The sequence below is a fragment of the Klebsiella sp. WP4-W18-ESBL-05 genome, from assembly GCF_014169075.1.
Taxonomy (GTDB): domain Bacteria; phylum Pseudomonadota; class Gammaproteobacteria; order Enterobacterales; family Enterobacteriaceae; genus Kluyvera; species Kluyvera ascorbata_B.
The window spans coordinates 2,899,544-2,922,915 of record NZ_AP022057.1; the positions used below are offsets into that span (position 1 = coordinate 2,899,544).

Consider the following 23,372-nt stretch of genomic DNA (forward strand, 5'->3'; position numbering starts at 1 on the left):
TCTACTTATCACCTCCATTAAAATTGGGGGGATTACCCTAACTGTCCTGTTAATTGACGTTTCTGCGAAACGCGAAGAAATACAAGCCCTGGCGTTTTCCGAGCATGAGAGTAAATGATGAGCAAAGCAGTTAAATCCCTAGCGCTGGCGCTGGGCAATTCAAACAAAGAAGAAGCTACTAACGCATTTCGTCAGGCATTCAGCTATGCAGAGCGTGAAGGTGTACGCCTGAGTTCTCTGCATGTTATCCGGGAAGAAACCGCGCCTATTAGGGCAGATCGAGAACGCGAGTTAGTTGACAAGTACAATGCTCTTCTGGTCGAAGCCCGCCGTATCCGCGAACGTGCAACCTCATTGCAGGATGAGAAGATAGTCCTGAATGAGTCATACCAAAATGCACTTTCTGAACTCAGCCAATGTCAGATTGAGCTGTCGGAGGCGCAAAAAGAGATCGCCCGGCTGCAAACTATAGTCCTCGCTCTGAGTGCCGATACAACGACACCCGCAGCCACCAGCACGCAGAGTGATTCAGCATCAATGATCCGTGATCGCCTGAATGCCAAGAAGGCAAAGGTTGTCGATTTATCTAAACATCCCATGACGCTTAAAACGCGTGAGATTTTCGACGCACTACTTACAGAGCTACAAGATTCAGCTCGAGGCTATTTCGATTACCGGGAACCAAAGGAAAACACCCCTTATGGGGAAATTCACTATTACTGGTCACCAGGGGATACCTATCACATCTGGTGCAAATACACCGGGGAAGGCTTCAAGATTTCGACAGCAACATTTGGCCCACGCGGAGGAGAGAAAGGGACAGACCAATATTTTGTGAAAGATGCTGATGCGCTTTTAGACTGGTTAATGAATCGATGGGAAGTAATGCTCTAAGTCACGTCATAGTGCCATTCTTATAATACTAATGCCCATAATTCACTCTTCGTCAATACTTGCCTTTAGCATTTCGAAAGGGGGTAACAACTTTTATTCAGATTCAGAATCTTCAAACGCATCTAAACAACATGACTCGAAATCAGACCAGAACTGTACGCCCTGTTCTCTGTGTTTGAGGGGAATGAAGTGAGATCGCATTAACGTGCGTGGGAAAACAATTCATTGCACTCAGTGAGTACAGGATATGTACAGAGCGTGAATTTCAGGCACAAAAAAACCACCCGTAGGTGGTTTCACGACACTGCTTATTGCTTTGATTATTCTTTACTTTCCCATGGTACCCGGAGTGGGACTTGAACCCACACAGCGCGAACGCCGAGGGATTTTAAATCCCTTGTGTCTACCGATTCCACCATCCGGGCTCGGGAAGAAAGTGGAGGCGCGTTCCGGAGTCGAACCGGACTAGACGGATTTGCAATCCGCTACATAACCGCTTTGCTAACGCGCCTTTAAATCTTAAACACCCGCTATTGCCGATGCTTTTAATTTGGAGCGGGAAACGAGACTCGAACTCGCGACCCCGACCTTGGCAAGGTCGTGCTCTACCAACTGAGCTATTCCCGCATTATCAAGTTGATTCGTTAACCACTTGATTTTGCTATCGTCTGGCAATCAGTGCTGCCGTTCGATGCGTTGCATTCTACTTATCTGACGCGGTGAGTCAACGGTATTTTTCGCAACTTTGTATCGTTTGCTGAAAATTGCGTCGAAACGATCACTCTTGAAGCAAATCACCGCGCGCCGCGTTCAAATATTGCAGCATAGACCACAGCGTCAGCACGGCCGCCACCAGGAATAATGCAATACCCGCCCACTCAACCCAGATATTCGGACGCCACAGCATCCACACCAGCGCGGTCATCTGCGCGGTGGTCTTCACTTTACCAATCCAGGAGACGGCAACGCTGCTGCGTTTACCCAGCTCAGCCATCCACTCGCGCAGCGCGGAAATAATAATTTCACGGGCGATCATCGTTGCCGCCGGTAACGTAACCCACCAGGTGTGGTAGTGCTCGGCTACCAGCACCATGGCGATGGCGACCATGACTTTATCGGCGACCGGATCGAGGAAAGCGCCAAAGCGGGTGCTCTGGTTCCAGCGACGGGCAAGGTAGCCATCAAACCAGTCGGTCACGGCGGCGACAAAGAAGATCAGCGCGCACGCGAACGGCGCCCAGACAAAAGGAAGGTAGAACGCCAGCACGAAAAATGGAATCAGGATGACGCGGAACAACGTAAGCAATGTAGGGATATTATATTGCATGGCGCGGTAACTATCTGTTGTTAGTAAATATTAGCCCTATGTTGCTACAGAGCCCCTAATGTTTCAACGAGTAGAAGATCTTTTCTGCTAAGCCAAGCGAGATTCCGGGCACTTTGGCAATTTCTTCGACGCTGGCCTGCTGTAAACCCTGCAGGCCGCCCATGTATTTGAGCAGCATCTGGCGCCGCTTCGGCCCTACGCCTTCGATGGTCTCCAGCGAACTGGTGCTCTTGACCTTCGCGCGCTTTTTACGGTGGCCTGAAATGGCGTGATCGTGCGACTCATCACGAATATGCTGAATAACGTGCAGCGCCGGCGAGTCCGGAGGCAGACTAAACCCCTCGCCCTCCGGTTCAAAGAACAGCGTCTCGAGCCCCGCTTTGCGGTCGCTGCCTTTTGCCACCCCCAGCAGCAGCGGATGATGTTTATCCCACGGCACATCAAGTTCGGCAAACACGGCTTTCGCCTGCCCCAACTGCCCTTTCCCACCGTCAATCAGGATAACGTCAGGAATTTTACTCTCATCAATCGCTTTACCATAGCGGCGACGCAGCACCTGGTTCATGGCCGCATAGTCATCGCCCGGGGTAATGCCGGTAATATTATAGCGGCGATACTCGGCGCGCAGCGGGCCGTTGGCATCGAACACCACGCAGGACGCCACCGTCTGCTCGCCCATCGTATGGCTGATATCAAAACACTCCATCCGCTTAATCGCCGGCAGCTTCAGCTCGGCGGCCAGCGCCTGCAGGCGCTGATGGACGGTGGACTGTTGGGAAAGTTTAGTCGACAGCGCGGTCACCGCATTGGTACGCGCCAGCTTTAAATAGCGCGCGCGATCGCCGCGCGGTTTTGTCTGCACCTGAATGCGTCGCCCGGCCAGCTCTGATAAAGAATCGGCGAGTAGCGTTTTGTCCTGCAGCGTAAAGTCGAGCAGGATCTCACCCGGCAGCGTGCGCACCTGGCTGCCCTGGAAATAAAATTGACCGACGAAGGTTTCCACCACCTCGCCCAGTTCAGTATCGTTCGGCACCTTCGGGAAGTAGCTGCGGCTGCCGAGCACTTTGCCCTGGCGAATAAACAGCACGTGCACGCAGGCCATACCGGCTTCAAAGGCCACGCCGATCACGTCCAGATCGTCACCGTTGTTGGAGACAAACTGTTTCTCGGTAACCCGGCGCACCGCCTGAATCTGGTCGCGAATACGCGCCGCTTCTTCAAAGGCCAACGCCTGGCTGGCTTTTTCCATACGCGCAATCAGCTGCGTCAGCACCTGATCATCTTTACCGGCAAGGAATAGCCGCACGTATTCCACCTGCTGCGCATACTCTTCTTCGCTCACCAACCCCTTCACGCACGGCCCGAGGCAGCGGCCGATTTGGTATTGCAGGCAGGGGCGCGAGCGGTTGCGGTACACGCTGTTTTCACACTGGCGGATGGGGAAAATCTTTTGCAGCAGCGCCAGGGTCTCCCGCACCGCATAGCCGTTCGGGAATGGCCCGAAGTATTCGCCTTTCGCATGCTTAGCGCCGCGATGGGTCGCCAGGCGCGGGTGGGTATCGCCGCTGAGAAAAATAAAAGGATACGATTTATCATCACGCAGCAGTACGTTATAGCGCGGCTGATAGAGCTTGATGTAGTTGTGTTCGAGCAGCAGCGCTTCCGTTTCCGTGTGGGTCACGGTGACGTCAATTTGCGCAATTTGCGCGACCAGCGCTTCCGTTTTGCGCGAAGCAACCTGAGCACGAAAATAGCTGGAAAGGCGTTTTTTGAGATCCTTGGCTTTGCCAACATAAATAACCGTGCCGCCGGCATCATACATACGATAAACGCCGGGTTGGCTGGTTACGGTTTTCAGAAAGGCTTTTGAATCAAAAACATCACTCACTGACTTGCTAACGACTCCGCATTGCACAGGCCATGGCGAATTGCCAGGTGCGTCAACTCAACGTCACCGTGTATGTTCAGCTTGCTAAACATACGATAACGGTAGCTGTTGACCGTCTTGGGACTCAGATTCAACTGTTCTGAAATCTCATTCACCTTCTGACCTTTTGTGATCATCAGCATAATCTGCAATTCACGTTCAGACAAACTGGAGAACGGCGATTCCGTTTTTTCTGGCTCGATCTGGCTTAAGGCCATCTGCTGAGCGATATCGGACGCAATATAACGCTGGCCGGAGAACACGGAGCGGATAGCATTAACCACTTCCTGCGGCGCGGCGCCTTTGCTGAGATAGCCTGCAGCCCCAGCCTGCATCACTTTCGCCGGTAGCGGATTTTCCGTGTGTACGGTCAGCATAATGACTTTGGTATCGACCGCAGACCGCGCAATTTTGCGCGTAGCCTCGAGGCCGCCGATGCCGGGCATGTTCATGTCCATCAGCACAACGTCGACAGGGTTAGCACGGCACCACTTCACCGCATCTTCCCCGCAGTTTGCCTCGCCGGTCACTCTAATACCTTTTATATCTTCCAGAATGCGTCGTATCCCTGCGCGCACCAGTTCGTGGTCATCAACAAGAAGGACGTTGATCAAAGGAATAATCTCCAGAATAGGGATAACGCTACTACTGCTTAATTCCCCCATACTACCGGGTTTTATATCATCTGTGAAAGTCTAAAAATGCCAGAGCTTCGATTTCGATCTCGTTTTTGGAAATATTCATGTACAGATGCTGGAAAGCTCTTAAAAACAGTAAGATGCCAAAGGCCGTTATCAGTATGCAGGCGGTGATTATCGGCGTAAACAGGCGCTTTATCGTATATTTGCTAAATAGCCCCTATAATATGTAACAACTATTAACGATGCAGGAACCGTATTTAAACAATTTGCGGCTAAGCCACTGCCCATGCAGTCGAAAATAATAATTAATATCAGCTCTGAGCAGCGCGCAAAAAACAGGCACTCCTTTTTTTCTCTCCGCTTGTGGTATACTGCGCCGCTTTCATCATCCGCATCGCGCATAATGCGCAGAAATTGTACGAGGCAATAAATGAGCACACCTGATTTTTCCACCGCTGAAAATAATCAAAATCTGGCCCAGGAACTCTCCTGCCTGAAGGCCATGCTGACCCTGATGCTGCAAGCGATGGGGCAGGCTGACGCCGGTCGTGTGATTATTAAGATGGAAAAGCAAATTGCGCAGTTAGAAGATGAAGCTCAGGCTGCCGTATTTTCCAGTACCGTTAAGCAAATTAAACAAGCTTATCGCCAGTAATTAAAAACCGGCCGTCGGCATCGCTGCTGACGGTCGGTTTGCCGTCTGGCACGCAGAACGTGTGAATACAAGTCAGATCAAACCAATCGCCGCCGCATAGCAGGCAATCTGCGTTTTATTAGGCGCATTGAATTTCTTCTGCATATTCTTTTGATGGAAATTCACCGTATTCTCTGAAATAGACAGAATCATCGAAATTTCCGCCGATGTTTTTCCTTCCGCAGTCCATTTCAGAATTTCTAATTCCCGCTTACTGAATTTCATCTCGCGCGGCATCACCATTTCGTCTTCGACGCGTAATAATGCCAGCAGGCTCATTTCCAGCAGAATCTGTAAGCGCAGCGCCATTTCATCCTCATCCTGAGCAACGCGCAGCACGCGTGAACGCGACACCGATAAGAAACCGTGCGCATGATTCGGCAACATCAGGCACTGCGTGGCCCCCGTTTGCAAACCATGCTCGCGCGCAGCGTGCCACAGCTCCTGGGCGTCGCTAAAGAGTTCATCATCCCAGCGCAAATGGCCCAGTGAGAAATTATCCGGTTTCAGCACCGGATCGATAGCCATATAGTTTGCCGACTTATAGTGCGACATCCAGGCATCTGGATAGGTGGTATACACCGAAATGCGGGGCCGGGTAAACGGCACCGGGTGACGAACGCACAGGGCGAAGAAATCATATTCCAGATATTCGGTTTGCTGCTGAAGTAACGTGTATATCTGCGCGCTTGCTGTCGCCGCCTGGAAAAGATGCAGCACTTCCCGCCGCCAACTGAAAAAATCATCGTCTCTCATAACAAACGAGAAACCCCCTGATCAACAATCATTTTTATGAATACTGAAACCTAACACATAAATCTTATTTATATGTATAAAATATCACGCTATCGCAAAATAATCTTAAATTGCCGCATTTTTGCAACGTAACACGCGATATAGCTGCAATCAGGCCCTTTACGCGCGCCCGTAATGAAATAATGTCCACCTATTAATAAGGCGAACTTAAGTAAAATTTTTCATTGAAAAGAGGATGCCCGCACGTGGTCATCCTTTGCGATATAAATTAAGTAGCCGCCGCCGCGCGCCGGTTGGGCTACCCGGCGCGCATTAGCGCTATTGCATGAGGAATTTTTCGAGGAACTGACGCGTACGCGCCTGCTGCGGATTGGCAAACAGGGCTTTTGCCTCCGCTTGCTCGACGATTCTCCCCTGATCCATAAAAATAGCCCGATCGGCCACATCACGCGCGAAGCTCATCTCATGGGTAACGATAACCATCGTCCGCTTTTCCTGCGCCAGCGCGCGAATGGTATTCAATACCTCGCCGACCAGTTCCGGGTCCAGCGCGGAGGTGGGCTCATCGAAGAGAATGACGTCCGGACGCATCGCCAGCGCGCGGGCTATGGCTACGCGCTGCTGCTGGCCGCCGGAAAGACGTCGCGGATAGCTCGCTTCCTTGCCTGTCAGCCCGACCTTCGCTAACAGCTCGCGAGCGCGGGCGATCGCACCGGGTTTATCCTCGCCTTTCACAATCACCGGCCCTTCAATAATGTTTTCCAGCACGGTGCGGTGTGGAAACAGGTTAAAGCTCTGAAACACAAAACCAACGTGCTGTCGCAGGCGGCGAATCAGCCCCTTCTGCTGGCTCATTGGCCGCGCGGTATCAATGGTTATCTCCCCCACGCGAATGGTGCCACTCTCCGGCTGCTCCAACAGGTTAATACTGCGCAGCAGCGTGGTTTTACCAGAGCCGCTCGGCCCGATAATCGCCACCACTTCGCCCTCTTTCACTTCAAGGTCAATGCCGTGCAGCACCGTCTGTCCGTGGAATTTTTTCACCAGGTTTTTGACTTCTATCGCGCTCATTTCGGATCTCGCTCCTGGCGGTTAAGCTGGTTTTCAAAATAGTTTTGCAGCATCGACAGCACCGTCGCCATCACCCAGTAAATCAGCGATGCGGCCAGGTACATGGTGAACACTTCCAGCGTGCGCGAAGTAATCAGCTGCGCCTGGCGGAACAGTTCCGGCACCTGAATGGTGGCGGCCAGCGAGGTATCCTTCACCAGGCTGATAAAGCTGTTCGACAGCGGTGGCAGCGCGACCCGCGCCGCCTGCGGCAGAATCGCCCGACGCAAGGTCTGCCACGGGGTCATGCCAATACTGGCGGCCGCTTCCCACTGCCCTTTGTCGATCGATGAAATCGCCGCTCGCAGCGTTTCGGCGGCATAGGCCGCGGTGTTAAGCGACAGGCCAATCATCGCCGACGGAATGGGGTCCAGCTCGATGCCAAACTGCGGCAGGCCGTAGTAAATCATAAACAGCTGGGCAATCAGCGGCGTGCCGCGAAAGATAGAGATGTAGCAGCGCGCCAGCCAGCGCACCGGCGCAATCGGCGACAGGCGCATCAGCGCGAGAATAAAGCCCAGCACCAGCCCGAAGAACATCCCGCCAATACTAAGCTGGAGGGTAAAGACCGCACCTTTGAGCAAATACGGTGCGGAATCAATCACTAATTGAATACTTTCTTGCATGAGCGCGTTCTATTTAGATGTGAGGATGATAGGCGAACAGCGCAGGCGCGCCGCCGGTGTGAACAAACAAAATGGGGCCTTCATCCTTAAAGCGTTTCTGGCTGATGCCATCAATAAGTCCGGCCATCGCCTTGCCGGTGTACACCGGGTCGAGCAGAATACCTTCCAGACGCGCCAGCAGCTTAACCGCCTCCATGCCGTCATCGTTAGGGATGCCGTAACCCGGCGCGAAGTAATCGTCCCACAGCGTAATGTTGGCCTTCGCCGTCAACTCAAGGTTACGGGCAATCTCCTGCTGAAGCGTCACCACTTTCGGCAACTGATCGGCAACCTTGCGCGAGACGGTTACGCCTATCAGTTCGGCTTCCGGCATGACCTGCTCCAGACCAACGGCGAGGCCCGCATGGGTACCCGCGCTGCCGGAGGCGACCACGACGGATGAAATCGACACCGCGCCTTCGCACTGCTGGGCGATTTCCAGCGCGCTCTCCACGTAACCCAGCGCGCCCAGCGCGTTTGATCCGCCTACCGGGATCACGTACGGACGAAAGCCCTGCGCCTCAAGGCGCGTCGCCAGCTCGGCAAGCTGGGCGTTCGGATCGTTCAGCGCATCGCACATTTCGACCTGAGTATTGAATAAATCCAGCAGCAGGCGGTTGCCGTTGCTGAGGTAGTTTTCCGCCGTGGTGCCCATCGGGTTTTCCAGCAGCGCCACACAGTGCAGGCCCAGTTTGGCCGCCACGGCCGCCGTCTGGCGCACGTGGTTAGACTGAATCGCGCCGGCGGTCACCAGCGTATCGGCCCCCTCGCGCAGCGCATCGGCGGCGAGAAACTCAAGCTTGCGCAGCTTGTTGCCGCCCATTGCCAGCGGCGTGACATCGTCGCGCTTAATAAAGATATCGCGCCCGATGTAGTCAGAAAAGCGCGGCAGGTATTCCAGCGGCGTCGGCGCGCCAATAAATTCCAGGCGCGGAAAGCGGGTTAAATTTTGCAGTGACATAACATCTCCTTGGTCTCGTTTTTATTATGCGCCCAAAATAAAAAAAGGCGCCCTTTCAGCGCCTTTTTTCGATCGGAGCGATTACTGCGTCACGTCTGCGCCGAACCATTTTTCGGACAGCGCCTTCAGGCTACCGTCTTTATGCATGGCATCAATCGCACTATCAACCGCCTTCAGCAGGTCTTCGTTGCCTTTACGCAGCGCCACGCCCGATTCCTGGCGGGAGAACGCATCACCGGCAACGGCCAGCGTGTCGTTGGTTTTCTTCACCAGGTCCAGCGCGGCCAGACGGTCAACCAGGATAGCATTGATGCGGCCTACGCGCAGGTCCTGATACTTTGTCGGGTCATCATCATAGGTACGAATGTCTACGCCCTGCACGTTCTGACGCAGCCACTCTTCGTAGTTGGTTCCCAGGCCGACGCCGACTTTTTTGCCTTTCAGATCGGCGGCGGTTTTGATGGTGCCTTCATTCCCCTTTTTCACCAGCGCCTGAATACCGGAGATGGTGTACGGGGTGGAGAAGTCATATTTCTTCTGACGTTCCGGCGAAATGGTGACCTGGTTAATCACCACGTCAATACGTTTGGAGTCCAGCGACGCCAGCATACCGTCCCATTTGGTCGGCTTCAGATCGGCTTTCACACCCAGATGCTTCGCCAGCTCGTTAGCGAACTCGACTTCAAAACCGGTCAGCTTGCCATCATCGCCCTGGAAACTAAACGGAGGATAGGTGCCTTCCAGCCCAACGCGCAGCGTGCCGCGTTCTTTGACCTGGTTTAATAAATTTTCAGCCGCAAAAGCGTGAACACTTGCGCCTGCGACCAGCGCAGCGGCCATTACGCCCATCAGCGCCTGACGACCCAGAAACTTCAGCTTCATCATTCCCCCGAAAAACATCATTTTTTCAGTAGTGTAAACCGTTCATCATCAATGACAAACACCTATGCGATACATGTTATTCCAAATTAATATATATCAGAGGTTTCACAATCTGCGAAATCTTGTTCGCCGCTCCGGGGAGCGTGGCGCTGAAAACGCAGGTATTTACGCAGCGCAATGCGATAATTGTTGGTGCTGGTGTCCGGCAGCCAGGCTTCCAGCTTTTCATCCGCGTGGCGCTCTTGCAGCAATGCATGCGGCACCTGCTGTTCGGTGAAATGATTGCCCAAACGACGCAGGCGCACCACGTATTCGCGCACGGTGCCAGCGCTCATGTCGGTTTGTTCGAGAAGGTATTGTTTAAAGCCGATGATATTGAAGAAAGCGCTCCGCTCTTTGCAGTGCAGATCGCCACAGAAGCGGCACAGTGCGGACCACGCGCTACGCTCCTGCTGCCACGCGGCGTCATCCATCAGGGTATCGAGACGGGAAATCGCGATTTTGTTCACTATCTCCCCGTGGCGAACCAGCGTGATGCGATCGAGCAGTTTATGACAATGTGCGCAGTGCGTTTGGCTGTGTTTGAAGTCTTTCAAATAGCGGCTTAGCGGCCGTCTTTTTACCTGCATCATCATGATAACTCCGGGTTTTCATTGATTAATGCGGCATTTTTTGGTCAAACTTTACGTTATTCCAACCTACAACTTACCCAGCTTGATGCGTAAACGCTTGATCGCCTGGCTGTGCAGCTGGCTGACGCGCGACTCCCCGACTTCCAGCACCGCGCCAATCTCTTTAAGATTGAGCTCTTCCTGGTAATAGAGGGTTAACACCAACTTCTCGCGTTCCGGCAGGGCCTCAATGGCCTCCATCACGCGATGGCGCAGATCGCCTTCCAGCAGTTGATGCAGTGGGTTTTCGTGCTGATTCTCTTCCGTCACCAGTTCGATGCTGTCGCCGTACTCTTCCCGCCACTCATCGTAGGAAAAAAGCTGGCTGTTATTGGTATCCAGCAGCACCTGACGGTATTCCTCAACCGCAATCCCCAATCGCTGCGCGACTTCGGTTTCCGTCGCGTTTCGTCCCAGCTCTTGCTCCAGTTGACCCAGCGCTTGCGCAACTTCACGCGCGTTTCGCCGGACGCTACGCGGAACCCAGTCACGGCTGCGTAGTTCGTCCAGCATCGCCCCACGGATGCGCTGCACTGCGTAAGTGGTAAATGCCGTACCTTGCAGAGCGTCATAGCGTTCAACAGCGTTCAATAAGCCGATACCGCCCGCCTGGAGCAGATCGTCCAGTTCCACACTCGCCGGCAAACGCACCTGGAGGCGCAGCGCTTCGTGTCGTACCAACGGCACATAGCGTTGCCATAGCGAGTGTTTATCCATTACACCTTCAGCGGTATACATTGAATTCACGATAAACAGCCCTGCATTAATATGAGTTATCGGCACGATTATCCGTTTCTATAGCCGTTTTAATCGATGGAACAGTGGGGAAAATGTGGGGTTATTTGCAGAGTAAGTAAAATTTCAGCAACAAAAAACCCCGCCGAAGCGGGGTTGAGTCAGGTTGAGAGCGATTAGCCCTGCAGCAGAGACAGAACCTGCTGCGGTACCTGGTTAGCTTTTGCCAGCACGGAGTTACCGGCCTGCTGAATAATCTGCGCTTTAGACATGTTGGACACTTCGGTCGCATAGTCGGCGTCCTGAATACGGGACTGCGCTTCAGACAGGTTGGTGGTGGTGTTGTTCAGGTTGGTTACCGCAGAATCCAGACGGTTCTGAATCGCACCCAGAGAAGAACGGAATTTGTCGATGGAGCTGATTGCGGCATCCAGGGCAGCCAGAGGATCTTTGGTTGCGGTGCCTGCGCTTGTGGTTTCGGTAGTCAGTTTACCGTCAGCGCTGACATAAGCCTGAGCACCAACGTTAGCTGCGTATTTACCAGAGCCTGTACCGCCGGTCACAGTGACGCTACCGGTATCTTTATCAACAGAGTAAGTGGTGTTGAAGGAACCCGTGGTCGTCAGTTCACCATCGCTATCAACATAAGCTTTCACGCCTGCAGCGCCAGTAGAAGAACCAGAAGTGAAGGTTGTGCTGAAGGTCAGCGGACCGTTGTTGAAAGTCATGCTAACGTCATTAGCAGTGGTATCAGCATTAACTGCAGCCAGCAGAGCATCAGACGACACGGTATCTTTGTAAGTAACGCCGCCACCGGTAGTACCATCGCCACCAGCGAAGTTGTAAGTCTTACCGCCAAAATCAACGGTAGATGCACCAGCAGCCGCAGTCTTACCATCAGCGGCGGTAAACAGAGCGCCCATGGTTGCAGGAGTAGCACCAGTCGGGTTGTTGGTGGTCAGGACGCCGCCAACCAGGTAAGCCTGCTGTCCACCGATGGTGATATTGCCACTCGCATCAGCATCAAAGTTAACTTTGCCAGAAAGGGTGGTATAGGTACCAGAAGCAGTCTGGCCTGCAGCCGCTTTCAGTGAAGCACCCAGGCTATCAGTATTCGCACCCGAGGTAACGGTTTTCGTGGTGGTAAAGTTTTTAGCCGTTGCGTCGTAAGTATAGGTACCCGCGTCGGCACCACTTGTGATGGTTACCTGGTCGCCATTGCTCAGCTTACTAAACGCCGTTGCCGCATCCAGGGCATTAAAGTTCGTCGCAACGCTGATATTGCTGGCGTTTGATACGTTAGCACCCGTGGCAGCCAGATCGCTGATGGTCGCCGCTTTGTTGGCAATAGTACCTTTGCCATTCACGTTAAAACCGTTCAGGCCCAGGGTATCAGAGTCAATTTTTTTCAGGTCGATGGAGATAGTCTGGCCATCGTTCGCGCCAACCTGAATTTTCAGGGAACCGTCTTTAGACAGTACGTTCACGCCGTTGAACTGGGTCTGGCCGGATACACGGTCAATTTCAGACAGGCGGGATTTGATTTCGTCCTGGATAGAAGACAGGTCGGAATCGGAGTTAGTGCCGGTGGTTGCCTGAACGGTCAGTTCACGCACACGCTGTAAGTTGTTGTTGATTTCAGACAGTGCGCCTTCCGTGGTCTGTGCCAGGGAGATACCGTCGTTGGCGTTACGCGCAGCCTGAGTCAGGCCTTTAATGTTGGAAGTGAAACGGTTAGCAATCGCCTGACCCGCAGCATCATCCTTCGCGCTGTTAATACGCAGACCTGACGACAGACGCTCAATAGAAGTCGACAGAGCAGACTGGTTCTTGTTGATGTTGTTCTGAGTGATCAGCGAGAGGCTGTTGGTATTAATGACTTGTGCCATGATTCGTTATCCTATATTGCAAGTCGTTGATTACGTATTGGGTTTCCACCCTTCGGCTCAATCGCCGTCAAACTTGTTATCGTCTGCCGTAAACCAACCTTTAGAATTTTTTTTCGCAATCACGCATTTTTTTAGCCGCCGAATTGCTCTTTTCTCTTGCCCTTATTCCTGCCATTAAAAAAAAACAATTAAGCGTAAACTTTGACGCATTCAGGCCGATAACCCAGACATTCATTCTACGTGTCGACAAATCAAGGAATAACAATGGCAAGCATTTCTTCACTAGGAGTTGGATCGGGCCTGAATCTGAGCGACATTCTGGATAGCCTTACCGCCGCACAAAAACAGACGCTGACGCCGATTTCTAAACAACAGTCTTCCTATACCGCAAAGCTGAGCGCCTACGGCAGCCTGAAAAGCGGGCTCGAAGCATTCCAGACCGCCAACACCGCGCTGTCGAAAGCCGATCTGTTCACCGCGACCACTACCGCCAGTTCGACCACCGCGTTTAGCGCCACCACGACCGGCAGCGCCATTGCGGGAAAATACACCATCAGCGTCACGCAGCTGGCGCAGGCGCAAACGCTGACCACCAAAACCACCCAGAGCGATAGCAAGACCGCCATTGCCACCGGCGACAGCACTTTAACTATCCAGCAGGGCGGCGATAAAAAGCCGGTGACCATCGATATCAGCGCCGCTAACTCGTCGTTAACCGGTATTCGCGATGCCATCAACAATGCGAAAGCGGGCGTCAGCGCCAGTATTATTAACGTCGGCAACGGCGCCTATCGTCTGTCGATCACCTCGAACGATACCGGTTCAGATAACGCCATGACCTTAAGCGTCAGCGGCGACAGCGCGCTGCAAAGCTTTATGGGCTATAACGGCACCAGCACCGATGCCAGCAACGGTATGGAACAGAGCGTTAACGCACAAAACGCGAAGCTGACCGTCAACAACGTTCCGATTGAAAACAGCAGCAACACCATCAGCGACGCGCTGGAAGACATTACGCTGAACCTCAACGATGTCACCTCCGGCAACCAGACGCTGACTATCACTCAGGACACCAGCAAAGCGCAGAGCGCCATCAGCGCCTGGGTGACCGCCTATAACACCCTGCTCGATACCTTCAGCAGCCTGACAAAATACACCGCTGTAGACGCGGGCGCAGACAGCCAGGATGCCAACAACGGCGCACTGCTGGGCGACACCACGCTGCGTACCATTCAGACCCAGCTGAAAAGTATGTTAAGCAATTCGCTGAGCTCCTCTTCTTACAAAACGCTGGCGCAGATCGGTATTACCACCGACCCGAGCGACGGCAAACTGGAGCTGGACAACGATAAACTGACCGCGGCGCTGAAAAAAGATTCTTCCGGCGTGGGCGATCTGCTGGTCGGCGACGGTAAAAAAACCGGCATCACCACCACCATTGGCACCAACCTGACCAGCTGGCTGTCCACCACCGGCATCATCAAGGCCGCTACCGATGGCGTCAGCAAAACGCTGAACAAATTAACCAAAGACTACAACGCGGCCAGCGATCGTATCGATGCCCAGGTCGCACGTTATAAAGAGCAGTTTACCCAACTGGATGTGTTAATGACCTCGCTGAACAGCACCAGCAGCTACTTAACCCAGCAGTTTGAGTCGACCAGCAGTTCCAAGTAATCATCGTTAACCGGGAGAAAGCGCATGTACGGGGCAAAAGGTACGCAGGCCTACGCACAGATTGGAGTGGAAAGCGCCGTCATGAGCGCCAGTCAGGATCAGCTCGTCACGATGCTGTTCGACGGCGCGCTGAGCGCGCTGATCCGCGCCCGCCTGTTTATGCAGGACGGTAACCAGCAGGGAAAAGGTCTTTCTCTGTCGAAAGCCATCAACATTATCGACAATGGGCTGAAGATTGGCCTTGATGAAGACAGCCGCGATGAGCTGACGCAGAACCTGCTGTCGCTCTACGCTTATATGGTCAGACGCCTTCTGCAGGCCAACCTGCACAATGATGTTAGCGCCGTTGAGGAAGTTGAGGCATTAATGCGCAATATCGCCGAAGCCTGGAAGGAATCTTTACTTACGCCCAATACGATTCAGGATGCCGTCTAATGAGCTATGCATCGCACCTTTACCTCTCATACCAACAGCTGGTTGAAAAAAGCAATATGATGCTGCGGCTTGCCACGGAGGGTCTGTGGGACGAACTGATTGTCAGTGAAATAGAGTACGTAAATGCGGTGCAAAAGATTGCTCAATTGACGCGAGATAGCGATCCGACCGATCCGCTTCAGGAACAGCTGCGTCCTTTGCTACGCAAAGTGCTGGATAACGAAAACACCGTCAAGCGCCTGCTGCAGGGGCGGATGGATGAGCTGGCAAAACTGGTGGGTCAATCGTCGATGCAAAAGACGGTCATGACTACCTACGGCAATCAGGGCGGCCACGTGCTGGTGCCGCAGGACAACGTCGACCTCAACCATTGACGAAAAGCGCTCCGGCATGGTGCATGTCGGAGCGTCAATGGCTTACGGCAGCGTCGACTTCAGCGGCGTTTTCGCCAGCGCCTTCTCGCACTCTACCGTCGGACGCGCCACCCGCTGCAGCGTCATACCGTCATAGCTCAGCGAATTCCCTTCCCGCTCGATCGCGTAAACATCCAGCTTATGCGTGACGTTATAGACGTCTTTGTCGCGCAGGGTCAGTTTACCCGGCAGAGCAATCACGCGCTGCCACTGGCGGCAGTCGAGAGTGTCGCCGTCGCGAGTGATGATCAGGCTCGCCATCGCCTGCGGGCTCACCAGCGCGCTCTGTGGCCCCATGGTCTGCCAGTAGCCGGCCAGCCCTTCCGGTGCAGGCGCTTTCACCACCGTTGAGTAGTTGTCAATCTGCGCACAGCCCGCCAACGTCATCAGCGCCGCCACAATGGCTAATTTTTTCATTATTCATCCTGTTCGGGGAGAAAAAAACAGAAACATTATAGCGTTAAACACGCTGGCGTTTCACGGGAAATGACGATGCAGAGCGATAGCCCTGAAGCAGAGAAAACGACTTTATGGATTAACGCCAGGCAGGCACAACGCCAGCGTCAGGCTCAACGGCAGCCGCGGCGAGCCAACAAAAAAGAGGTGAGAGGAATGGTGGTGGCGAACGTTTCGCCACCCATACAGTCGCTACACTTGCATGCCCATCACGTCCTGATAGGCGCTTACCAGCTTATTACGCACCTGAATCCCCATTTGCAGCGACACGGACGCTTTTTGCAGATCGGTCATCACATCGTTCAACGCAATACCCGGTTCCCCTAAGGTGAACTTCTCTGCCTGCGCTTTGGCGCTGTTTTGCGCGTTGCTCACGCGGTCCAGCGCCGCGGTCAGCTGACCGGCAAAGCTAATGTCAGGCTGCACATCAACGCTTTGATTGCGCGCCATTGCCGCCGTGGCCTGCATCTGCGACAGCACGCCCTCAATACCCTGAATCGCCATATTGACTCCAGATTGTTTTTACCTGTGAACGAGCTTATCAGTTTGTCAATAAGATAAAGGCGTTAAATAGCGCTATAAAAACGGGTTATTTGGCCCATCAAAATTTCTGAAGCATCAAATAATGTCATGGCTGTCTTTATACGTTTTGCGCCAGGGAGTCTGCTTTGTTTTCGTTTACGTTTAACGCCATTGATCAGGATCGACGAGGTGCGCAATGAGCGCGAGTGCTACGGCTACGCCACAAAATAAAACGATAGAATGGGTCAATCGCCTGCGCGCTAATCCTAAAATCCCGCTGATGGTGGCCAGTGCCGCCGCGGTGGCTATTCTCGTGGCGATGGTACTGTGGGCCAAATCCCCGGACTACCGCACGCTGTTCAGCAACCTGTCCGACCAGGACGGGGGGGCCATCGTCACCCAGTTGACCCAGATGAACATCCCCTACCGTTTTGCCGATAACGGCGGCGCGCTGGAAGTGCCGGCCGATAAAGTGCATGAACTGCGCCTGCGCCTGGCACAGCTGGGCCTGCCAAAGGGCGGCGCGGTCGGTTTTGAGCTGCTCGACCAGGAAAAATTCGGCATCAGCCAGTTCAGCGAGCAGGTGAACTACCAGCGCGCGCTGGAAGGTGAACTGTCGCGCACCATCGAAACTCTGGGGCCGGTGAAAAGCGCCCGCGTGCATTTAGCGATGCCGAAGCCGTCGCTGTTCGTGCGCGAACAAAAATCCCCTTCTGCCTCCATTACCGTCAACCTGGAACCGGGCCGCGCGCTCGATGAAGGGCAAATTTCGGCCGTTGTCCATCTGGTCTCCAGCGCGGTCGCCGGGCTACCGCCGGGTAACGTGACGGTGGTCGATCAGGGCGGTCATCTGCTGACGCAATCCAATACCAGCGCCCGCGACCTCAACGATGCCCAACTGAAGTACACCGCCGACGTAGAAGGCCGCGTCCAGCGCCGTATTGAAGCGATTCTCGGCCCGATCGTGGGCAACGGCAACGTCCACGCGCAGGTCACCGCACAGGTTAACTTCGACAACAAAGAGCAGACCGACGAGCAGTATCGTCCGAACGGCGATCCTAACCAGACCGCGATACGTTCGCGCCAGGTCAGCGAAAGCGATCAGATTGGCAGCCCGTATCCGGGCGGCGTACCGGGCGCACTGTCAAATACGCCAGCGCCAGCGCCGTCAGCACCGATTTCCACTCCGCCGGCGAACCAGGGCAACCAGGGCAACCAGGCTAACCAGGCTAACCAGGCTAACGGCCAGAACACCAATACCCGCACGACCGCGACGACAAGCGGCCCGCGCAATACCCAGCGTAGCGAGACCAGCAACTTTGAACTCGACCGCACCATTTCGCACACCAAAAAGAACGTTGGCGACGTCCAGCGTCTGTCGGTGGCGGTGGTAGTCAACTATCGCAATCTGCCTGATGGCAAGCCGCTGCCGCTGACCAGCGATCAGATGAAGCAGATTGAAGATTTAACCCGCGAAGCCATGGGCTTCTCCGGGCAGCGCGGCGACACGCTGAACGTGGTCAACTCGCCGTTTAACAGCACCGATGAAAGCGGCGGCGAACTGCCGTTCTGGAAGCAGCAATCGTTTATCGATCAGCTGATGTCCGCCGGACGCTGGCTGCTGGTACTGATCGTTGCCTGGCTGCTGTGGCGTAAGGGGATTAAACCTCAGCTGGCGCGCCGCGAACAGGTTGCTCAGGCCGCCGAGGAAAAAGCCAAAGCGCAGCAGGAAATTCAGGAAGCAGTTGAGGTTCGCCTCAGCAAAGATGAGCAGACGCAGCAACGCCGCGCCAACCAGCGCCTGAGCGCCGAAGTCATGAGCCAGCGTATTCGCGAAATGTCTGATAACGATCCGCGCGTGGTGGCGCTGGTCATTCGCCAATGGATGAATAACGACCATGAGTAATCTTTCTGGAATCGACAAAAGCGTCATTTTGCTGATGACCATTGGCGAAGATCGCGCGGCTGAGGTGTTTAAACACCTCAGCACCCGCGAAGTTCAGCAGCTCAGTACCGCCATGGCGGCGGTCAAGCAAATCTCGAACAAGCAGTTAACCGACGTGCTGGCTGAATTTGAGCAAGAGGCCGAACAGTTCGCGGCGCTGAGCGTCAACGCCAACGAATACCTGCGTTCGGTGCTGGTGAAAGCGCTGGGCGAAGAGCGCGCCTCCAGCCTGCTGGAAGACATTCTCGAAACCCGCGAAACCACCAGCGGCATCGAAACGCTCAACTTTATGGAGCCGCAGAGTGCCGCCGATATTATCCGCGACGAACACCCGCAGATTATCGCCACCATTCTGGTGCACCTCAAACGTGGCCAGGCGGCGGATATTCTGGCGCTGTTCGACGAGCGTCTGCGTCACGATGTGATGCTGCGTATTGCCACCTTCGGCGGCGTGCAGCCGGCGGCGCTGGCGGAGCTGACCGAAGTGCTGAACGGACTGCTCGACGGCCAGAACCTCAAGCGCAGCAAAATGGGCGGCGTGAGAACGGCGGCCGAAATTATCAACCTGATGAAAACGCAGCAGGAAGAGGCGGTCATTACCGCCGTACGCGAATTCGACGGCGAGCTGGCGCAGAAAATTATCGACGAGATGTTCCTGTTCGAAAACCTGGTCGAGGTCGACGATCGCAGCATCCAGCGCCTGCTGCAGGAAGTGGATTCCGAATCGCTGCTTATCGCACTCAAAGGCTCCGAGCCGCCGCTGCGCGAGAAGTTCCTGCGCAATATGTCCCAGCGTGCGGCCGACATTCTGCGCGACGACCTGGCCAACCGCGGCCCGGTTCGTCTGTCTCAGGTGGAAAACGAGCAGAAGGCCATTCTGCTTATCGTTCGCCGCCTGGCCGAAACCGGCGAGATGGTGATTGGCAGCGGAGACGACACCTATGTCTGATACCACACCGTGGAAAATCTGGCAGCCTGACGATCTTGCGCCGCCGGTGGAAATGGAGTTCGCCCCGCTCTCCCTCGACGAGCCCGACGTGGAGCAGGCAGAAATTTCCGCCGAGCAGCTGCAACAGCAGCAACTGGCCCAGTTGCAAATCCAGGCCCACGAGCAGGGCTATCAGGCCGGGCTGCGGGAAGGTCACGCCGCCGGCCAGCAGCAGGGTTATCAGGAAGGGCTGGCGCAGGGACTGGAACAAGGGCTGGTGCAGGCCAGAAAAGAGCAGGCCCCTATTCATGCCCGTATGCAGCAGCTGGCAAGCGAATTTCAGCACACGCTGGACACGCTCGACAGCGTGATTGCCTCGCGCCTGATGCAGATGGCGCTGGAAGCCGCGCGGCAAATCGTTGGCCAGGTGCCAGTGGTCGATAACACCGCGCTGATTAAACAAATTCAATCGCTGCTGCAGCAGGAGCCGCTGTTCAGCGGTAAACCACAGCTGCGGGTGAGCCCGGAAGATCTCCCGCGCGTGGAAGAGATGCTGGGCGCGACCCTGAACCTGCACGGCTGGCGGCTGCGCGGCGATCCCACGCTGCATCCCGGCGGCTGTAAAGTCTCCGCTGATGAAGGCGATCTTGATGCCAGCGTGGCCACCCGCTGGCAGGAACTGTGCCGCCTGGCGGCGCCGGGAGCCTGCTGATGACCGTGCGTCTGACCCGCTGGCTGAACACGCTCGACAATTTTGAGGCGCGCATTGCCCAGCTTCCGGCCGTGCGTCGCTACGGCCGCCTGACCCGCGCCACCGGACTGGTACTGGAAGCGACCGGTCTACAGTTGCCGCTCGGCGCCACTTGCATTATCGAACGCCAGCAGGGCGCTGAGATGCAGGAGGTCGAGGCCGAAGTCGTCGGCTTCAACGGCCAGCGCCTGTTTTTAATGCCGCTGGAAGAAGTGGAAGGCATTCTGCCCGGCGCGCGCGTTTACGCCCGCAACACCGTTGGCGACGGCCTGCAAAGCGGCAAACAGCTGCCGCTGGGCCCGGCGCTGCTCGGCCGCGTGCTCGACGGCAGCGGCAAACCGCTTGACGGTCTGCCCGCACCGGACACCACCGAAACCGGCGCGCTGATCACCCCGCCCTTTAACCCGCTCCAGCGCACGCCGATTGAACACGTACTGGACACCGGCGTACGGCCGATTAACGCCCTGCTGACCGTGGGTCGCGGCCAGCGTATGGGGCTGTTTGCCGGTTCCGGCGTCGGTAAAAGCGTGCTGCTCGGCATGATGGCGCGCTATACCCGCGCCGACGTGATCGTCGTGGGGCTTATCGGTGAACGTGGTCGTGAAGTGAAAGATTTTATCGAGAATATTCTCGGTACCGAAGGCCGCGCGCGCTCGGTGGTGATTGCCGCACCGGCAGACGTGTCGCCGCTGCTGCGTATGCAGGGCGCCGCCTACGCCACCCGCGTGGCGGAGGACTTCCGCGATCGCGGCCAGCACGTGCTGCTGATTATGGATTCACTCACTCGTTACGCGATGGCGCAGCGTGAAATCGCACTGGCGATCGGTGAACCCCCGGCCACCAAAGGCTATCCGCCGTCAGTGTTCGCCAAGCTGCCCGCGCTGGTTGAGCGGGCCGGAAACGGGATTACCGGCGGGGGGTCAATCACCGCCTTTTATACCGTGCTAACCGAAGGCGACGATCAGCAGGACCCGATCGCCGACTCCGCGCGCGCCATTCTCGATGGCCACATCGTACTGTCGCGGCGTCTGGCCGAAGCCGGGCACTATCCCGCCATCGACATCGAGGCATCCATCAGCCGCGCCATGACCGCATTGATCAGCGAGCAGCACTACGCGCGGGTGCGCAATTTCAAACAGCTGCTCTCCAGTTTCCAGCGTAACCGCGACCTGATTAGCGTCGGCGCGTACGCCAAAGGCAGCGACCCGATGCTGGACAAAGCCATTACGCTCTGGCCGCATCTGGAAGCATTTTTACAGCAAGGCATTCTTGAAAAAGCAGACTGGGAATCGTCAATCCAGGCGCTGGAATTGATTTTCCCCACGTCATAGTGAAGCAAGAGGATCACGAATATGGCGCAGCATGGTGCATTAGCAACGCTTAAAGAACTGGCAGAAACCGACGTCGACAACGCCGCCCTGGTACTGGGCGAGATGCGCCGCGGCTGCCAGCAGGCGGAAGAACAGCTCAAAATGTTGATGGACTACCAGCTTGAATACCAGAACAGCCTGAACAACGACATGACGCAGGGCATTGCCAGCCTGCGCTGGCAGAATTACCAGCAGTTTATTCAAACGCTGGAGAAAGCCATCGATCAGCACCGTCAGCAGCTTGTTCAGTGGAACAACAAAGTGGAGCAGGCGCTGAACTTCTGGCGCGAGAAAAAACAGCGTTTGCAGGCATGGCAAACGCTTCAGGACCGGCAGGCTTCCGCAGCGCTGCTGGCGGAAAACCGCTTGGATCAGAAAAAGATGGATGAATTTGCCCAACGCGCGACCTTGAGGAAACCCGAATGATCACACTGCCTAATCTTGCCGTCAGCGATACAAACCTCGCGGGTGCCGATACCGCGGCAAAAACGTCAGGCGGTGCCGAGGATTTTCTGGCTCTGCTCGCCGGCGCATTAAACCCAACGGCTAACGCCGTGAGCGGCGAAAAAACGGCGCTGCTCACCAGCGATGAAACATCCACACCGCGCGAGCTCAATGCGAAAGGCCAATCGCTGACCGAGTGGCTGGTACAGCAGGAAGCCACGCGTACCGGCGTCGCCGCCGACGCCGCCACCGCAGAGATAACGCAGCAGAGCGATGCGCAAAGCCTGCTGAGTTCACTGGCAGCCCATCTTAACGGCGAACTGTCGGTCGGCAAGGATAAAGAGAATGACACCGCCAAAACCAGCGATGATGATGACACCGCGCTGAGCGAGGAGCAGCTAAGCAGCCTGAACGCGCTGATGGCCATGTTGCCCGCACCGCAAACCGTCGAACGTTCCGCTGCTGCGCCCGCTGGCGATACGCTTGCCAACCTCACGACATCACTGAAACACGGCGGTGCGAAAACCGACGGCCCTGTGGAGATGAAGAGCGCTGCCGCCGCACAGCTGCAAACCGACGTGCGCGCCCTGCCCGCCGATTCGGCCTTTGTCCTTCCGGCGCAAAAGGCAGAGGCAGAAAGTACGCCAAGCCCAGCCGCGCCAACGACCGCGCTGTCACCAGTTGCCGCACCAAGCAGCACAACGCTTGCCGCACCAGCGTCCGTCAGCGCCAACATCCATGCTCAGTTAGGTACGCCGGACTGGCAGCAAAATGTCAGCCAGCATATCACCCTGTTTACCCGTCAGGGCCAGCAGACCGCTGAGCTGCGTCTTCACCCGGAATCGCTCGGCCAGGTGCATATTACGCTGAAGGTCGAGGATAACCTCGCGCAGATTCAGATGGCCTCACCGCACGGCCACGTGCGCGCCGCGCTGGAAGCCGCGCTGCCGGTGCTGCGCACCCAGCTGGCGGATAACGGCATTCAACTGGGGCAGAGCAACATCAGCAGCGACGGCTTTGCCGGGCAGCAACAGCAGCCCTCTTCACAGCAGTCGTTCGCCTCCCGCGCTGATGCCAACGGCAACGATACACAGGAAGACGACGCGCTTCTGGCTGTGCCTGCGGCGCTTCACGCCGCATCTCGCGGCGATAACGCCGTAGACATCTTCGCTTAAACGCCAGAGGTAACATGATTATTCCCGTCTTTTCCACGCTTTGACCCGCGCGGGAGACGGGATAATCAGAGGATAAGCAGTAGTAAAAAGGAAGACCGCATCAG

Annotated in this window: 24 protein-coding genes and 3 tRNA genes; 11 read left to right on the forward strand and 16 right to left on the reverse strand. The window is 55.4% G+C overall.

The window, feature by feature from the left end; all coding sequences use genetic code 11:
* The first annotated feature begins 114 nt into the window (after window positions 1-114).
* The gene (locus H7R58_RS14030; RefSeq protein ID WP_182930400.1) at window positions 115-894 is read left to right on the forward strand and encodes a hypothetical protein; all 780 of its coding nucleotides are present in this window, start codon (window positions 115-117) and stop codon (window positions 892-894) included.
* 338 nt (window positions 895-1,232) lie between these two features.
* Here H7R58_RS14030 and H7R58_RS14035 read toward each other — a convergent pair.
* The 6 genes from H7R58_RS14035 to uvrY form a co-directional block, all read right to left on the reverse strand.
* Window positions 1,233-1,319 (reverse strand) — tRNA-Leu (locus H7R58_RS14035).
* Window positions 1,320-1,331: 12 nt separating this feature from the next.
* A tRNA-Cys gene (locus H7R58_RS14040) sits at window positions 1,332-1,405 on the reverse strand.
* 40 nt (window positions 1,406-1,445) lie between these two features.
* Window positions 1,446-1,521 (reverse strand) — tRNA-Gly (locus H7R58_RS14045).
* Between the two features lie 151 nt (window positions 1,522-1,672).
* Complete coding sequence (pgsA, locus tag H7R58_RS14050; protein WP_182930399.1) at window positions 1,673-2,221, reverse strand: CDP-diacylglycerol--glycerol-3-phosphate 3-phosphatidyltransferase; 549 nt, start codon at window positions 2,219-2,221, stop codon at window positions 1,673-1,675.
* A gap of 55 nt (window positions 2,222-2,276) precedes the next feature.
* Window positions 2,277-4,109 carry an excinuclease ABC subunit UvrC gene (gene uvrC / locus H7R58_RS14055; protein ID WP_106927881.1) on the reverse strand — a complete coding sequence of 611 codons (1,833 nt, stop codon included), beginning with the start codon at window positions 4,107-4,109 and terminating at the stop codon, window positions 2,277-2,279.
* The gene (gene uvrY, locus H7R58_RS14060) at window positions 4,106-4,762 is read right to left on the reverse strand and encodes a UvrY/SirA/GacA family response regulator transcription factor (RefSeq protein ID WP_064544562.1); all 657 of its coding nucleotides are present in this window, start codon (window positions 4,760-4,762) and stop codon (window positions 4,106-4,108) included. The genes uvrC and uvrY overlap by 4 nt, the downstream gene beginning before the upstream one ends.
* Before the next feature lie 457 nt (window positions 4,763-5,219).
* Between uvrY and H7R58_RS14065 the strand changes: the two genes are divergently transcribed.
* Entirely contained in the window at window positions 5,220-5,444 is a 225-nt protein-coding gene (locus tag H7R58_RS14065) for a DUF2594 family protein (protein ID WP_035894108.1), read from the forward strand.
* 72 nt (window positions 5,445-5,516) lie between these two features.
* On the opposite strand, the gene sdiA is transcribed toward H7R58_RS14065, so the two are convergent.
* The 8 genes from sdiA to H7R58_RS14105 form a co-directional block, all read right to left on the reverse strand.
* Complete coding sequence (gene sdiA, locus H7R58_RS14070; protein ID WP_106927883.1) at window positions 5,517-6,239, reverse strand: transcriptional regulator SdiA; 723 nt, start codon at window positions 6,237-6,239, stop codon at window positions 5,517-5,519.
* Window positions 6,240-6,557: 318 nt separating this feature from the next.
* Window positions 6,558-7,310 carry an L-cystine ABC transporter ATP-binding protein TcyN gene (tcyN, locus tag H7R58_RS14075; RefSeq protein WP_182930398.1) on the reverse strand — a complete coding sequence of 251 codons (753 nt, stop codon included), beginning with the start codon at window positions 7,308-7,310 and terminating at the stop codon, window positions 6,558-6,560.
* On the reverse strand, window positions 7,307-7,975 hold the full coding sequence (gene tcyL, locus H7R58_RS14080; RefSeq protein WP_106927887.1) for a cystine ABC transporter permease: 669 nt from the start codon (window positions 7,973-7,975) through the stop codon (window positions 7,307-7,309). Before tcyL ends, tcyN begins: the two co-directional genes overlap by 4 nt.
* 13 nt (window positions 7,976-7,988) lie before the next feature.
* Window positions 7,989-8,975 carry a D-cysteine desulfhydrase gene (gene dcyD / locus H7R58_RS14085; protein ID WP_182930397.1) on the reverse strand — a complete coding sequence of 329 codons (987 nt, stop codon included), beginning with the start codon at window positions 8,973-8,975 and terminating at the stop codon, window positions 7,989-7,991.
* A gap of 81 nt (window positions 8,976-9,056) precedes the next feature.
* Entirely contained in the window at window positions 9,057-9,857 is an 801-nt protein-coding gene (gene tcyJ / locus H7R58_RS14090) for a cystine ABC transporter substrate-binding protein (RefSeq protein WP_106927918.1), read from the reverse strand.
* 86 nt (window positions 9,858-9,943) lie between these two features.
* Window positions 9,944-10,495, reverse strand: a complete 552-nt coding sequence (gene fliZ / locus H7R58_RS14095) for a flagella biosynthesis regulatory protein FliZ (protein WP_106927891.1) — start codon at window positions 10,493-10,495, stop codon at window positions 9,944-9,946.
* A 60-nt stretch (window positions 10,496-10,555) separates the two neighbouring features.
* Window positions 10,556-11,275: an RNA polymerase sigma factor FliA gene (locus H7R58_RS14100; RefSeq protein ID WP_106927920.1), complete on the reverse strand. Its 720-nt coding sequence runs from the start codon at window positions 11,273-11,275 to the stop codon at window positions 10,556-10,558.
* A gap of 164 nt (window positions 11,276-11,439) precedes the next feature.
* Window positions 11,440-13,152 carry a FliC/FljB family flagellin gene (locus H7R58_RS14105; RefSeq protein WP_182934402.1) on the reverse strand — a complete coding sequence of 571 codons (1,713 nt, stop codon included), beginning with the start codon at window positions 13,150-13,152 and terminating at the stop codon, window positions 11,440-11,442.
* A gap of 264 nt (window positions 13,153-13,416) precedes the next feature.
* On the opposite strand from H7R58_RS14105, the gene fliD reads away from it, so the two are divergent.
* From fliD to fliT, 3 genes are read left to right on the forward strand one after another with little or no spacing between them, the layout of a single operon-like run.
* Window positions 13,417-14,829, forward strand: a complete 1,413-nt coding sequence (fliD, locus tag H7R58_RS14110) for a flagellar filament capping protein FliD (protein ID WP_106927895.1) — start codon at window positions 13,417-13,419, stop codon at window positions 14,827-14,829.
* Window positions 14,830-14,853: 24 nt separating this feature from the next.
* Window positions 14,854-15,264: a flagellar export chaperone FliS gene (fliS, locus tag H7R58_RS14115; protein ID WP_106927897.1), complete on the forward strand. Its 411-nt coding sequence runs from the start codon at window positions 14,854-14,856 to the stop codon at window positions 15,262-15,264.
* Window positions 15,264-15,638 carry a flagella biosynthesis regulatory protein FliT gene (fliT, locus tag H7R58_RS14120; protein WP_182934403.1) on the forward strand — a complete coding sequence of 125 codons (375 nt, stop codon included), beginning with the start codon at window positions 15,264-15,266 and terminating at the stop codon, window positions 15,636-15,638. Before fliS ends, fliT begins: the two co-directional genes overlap by 1 nt.
* A gap of 42 nt (window positions 15,639-15,680) precedes the next feature.
* Here the strand turns inward: fliT and yedD are convergent, their stop codons facing one another.
* Together yedD and fliE are read right to left on the reverse strand one after the other, a co-directional pair.
* Window positions 15,681-16,094 (reverse strand): lipoprotein YedD, encoded by a 414-nt coding sequence (yedD, locus tag H7R58_RS14125; protein WP_106927901.1) that lies wholly within the window; start codon window positions 16,092-16,094, stop codon window positions 15,681-15,683.
* A gap of 231 nt (window positions 16,095-16,325) precedes the next feature.
* On the reverse strand, window positions 16,326-16,637 hold the full coding sequence (fliE, locus tag H7R58_RS14130; RefSeq protein WP_106929938.1) for a flagellar hook-basal body complex protein FliE: 312 nt from the start codon (window positions 16,635-16,637) through the stop codon (window positions 16,326-16,328).
* Window positions 16,638-16,851: 214 nt separating this feature from the next.
* On the opposite strand from fliE, the gene fliF reads away from it, so the two are divergent.
* The 6 genes from fliF to H7R58_RS14160 are packed head-to-tail and all read left to right on the forward strand — an operon-like array spanning window position 16,852 to window position 23,268.
* Window positions 16,852-18,561, forward strand: coding sequence for a flagellar basal-body MS-ring/collar protein FliF (gene fliF, locus H7R58_RS14135; protein WP_182934404.1), 1,710 nt, complete (start codon window positions 16,852-16,854; stop codon window positions 18,559-18,561).
* A complete protein-coding gene (gene fliG / locus H7R58_RS14140; RefSeq protein WP_182930393.1) occupies window positions 18,554-19,549 on the forward strand; it encodes a flagellar motor switch protein FliG in 996 nt (331 codons plus the stop codon). Before fliF ends, fliG begins: the two co-directional genes overlap by 8 nt.
* Complete coding sequence (fliH, locus tag H7R58_RS14145; protein WP_182934405.1) at window positions 19,542-20,240, forward strand: flagellar assembly protein FliH; 699 nt, start codon at window positions 19,542-19,544, stop codon at window positions 20,238-20,240. The genes fliG and fliH overlap by 8 nt, the downstream gene beginning before the upstream one ends.
* On the forward strand, window positions 20,240-21,610 hold the full coding sequence (gene fliI / locus H7R58_RS14150) for a flagellar protein export ATPase FliI (protein WP_182930392.1): 1,371 nt from the start codon (window positions 20,240-20,242) through the stop codon (window positions 21,608-21,610). The genes fliH and fliI overlap by 1 nt, the downstream gene beginning before the upstream one ends.
* Window positions 21,611-21,631: 21 nt before the next feature.
* A complete protein-coding gene (gene fliJ / locus H7R58_RS14155; RefSeq protein WP_106929946.1) occupies window positions 21,632-22,075 on the forward strand; it encodes a flagellar export protein FliJ in 444 nt (147 codons plus the stop codon).
* Complete coding sequence (locus H7R58_RS14160; protein ID WP_182934406.1) at window positions 22,072-23,268, forward strand: flagellar hook-length control protein FliK; 1,197 nt, start codon at window positions 22,072-22,074, stop codon at window positions 23,266-23,268. Before fliJ ends, H7R58_RS14160 begins: the two co-directional genes overlap by 4 nt.
* Window positions 23,269-23,372: the final 104 nt, after the last annotated feature.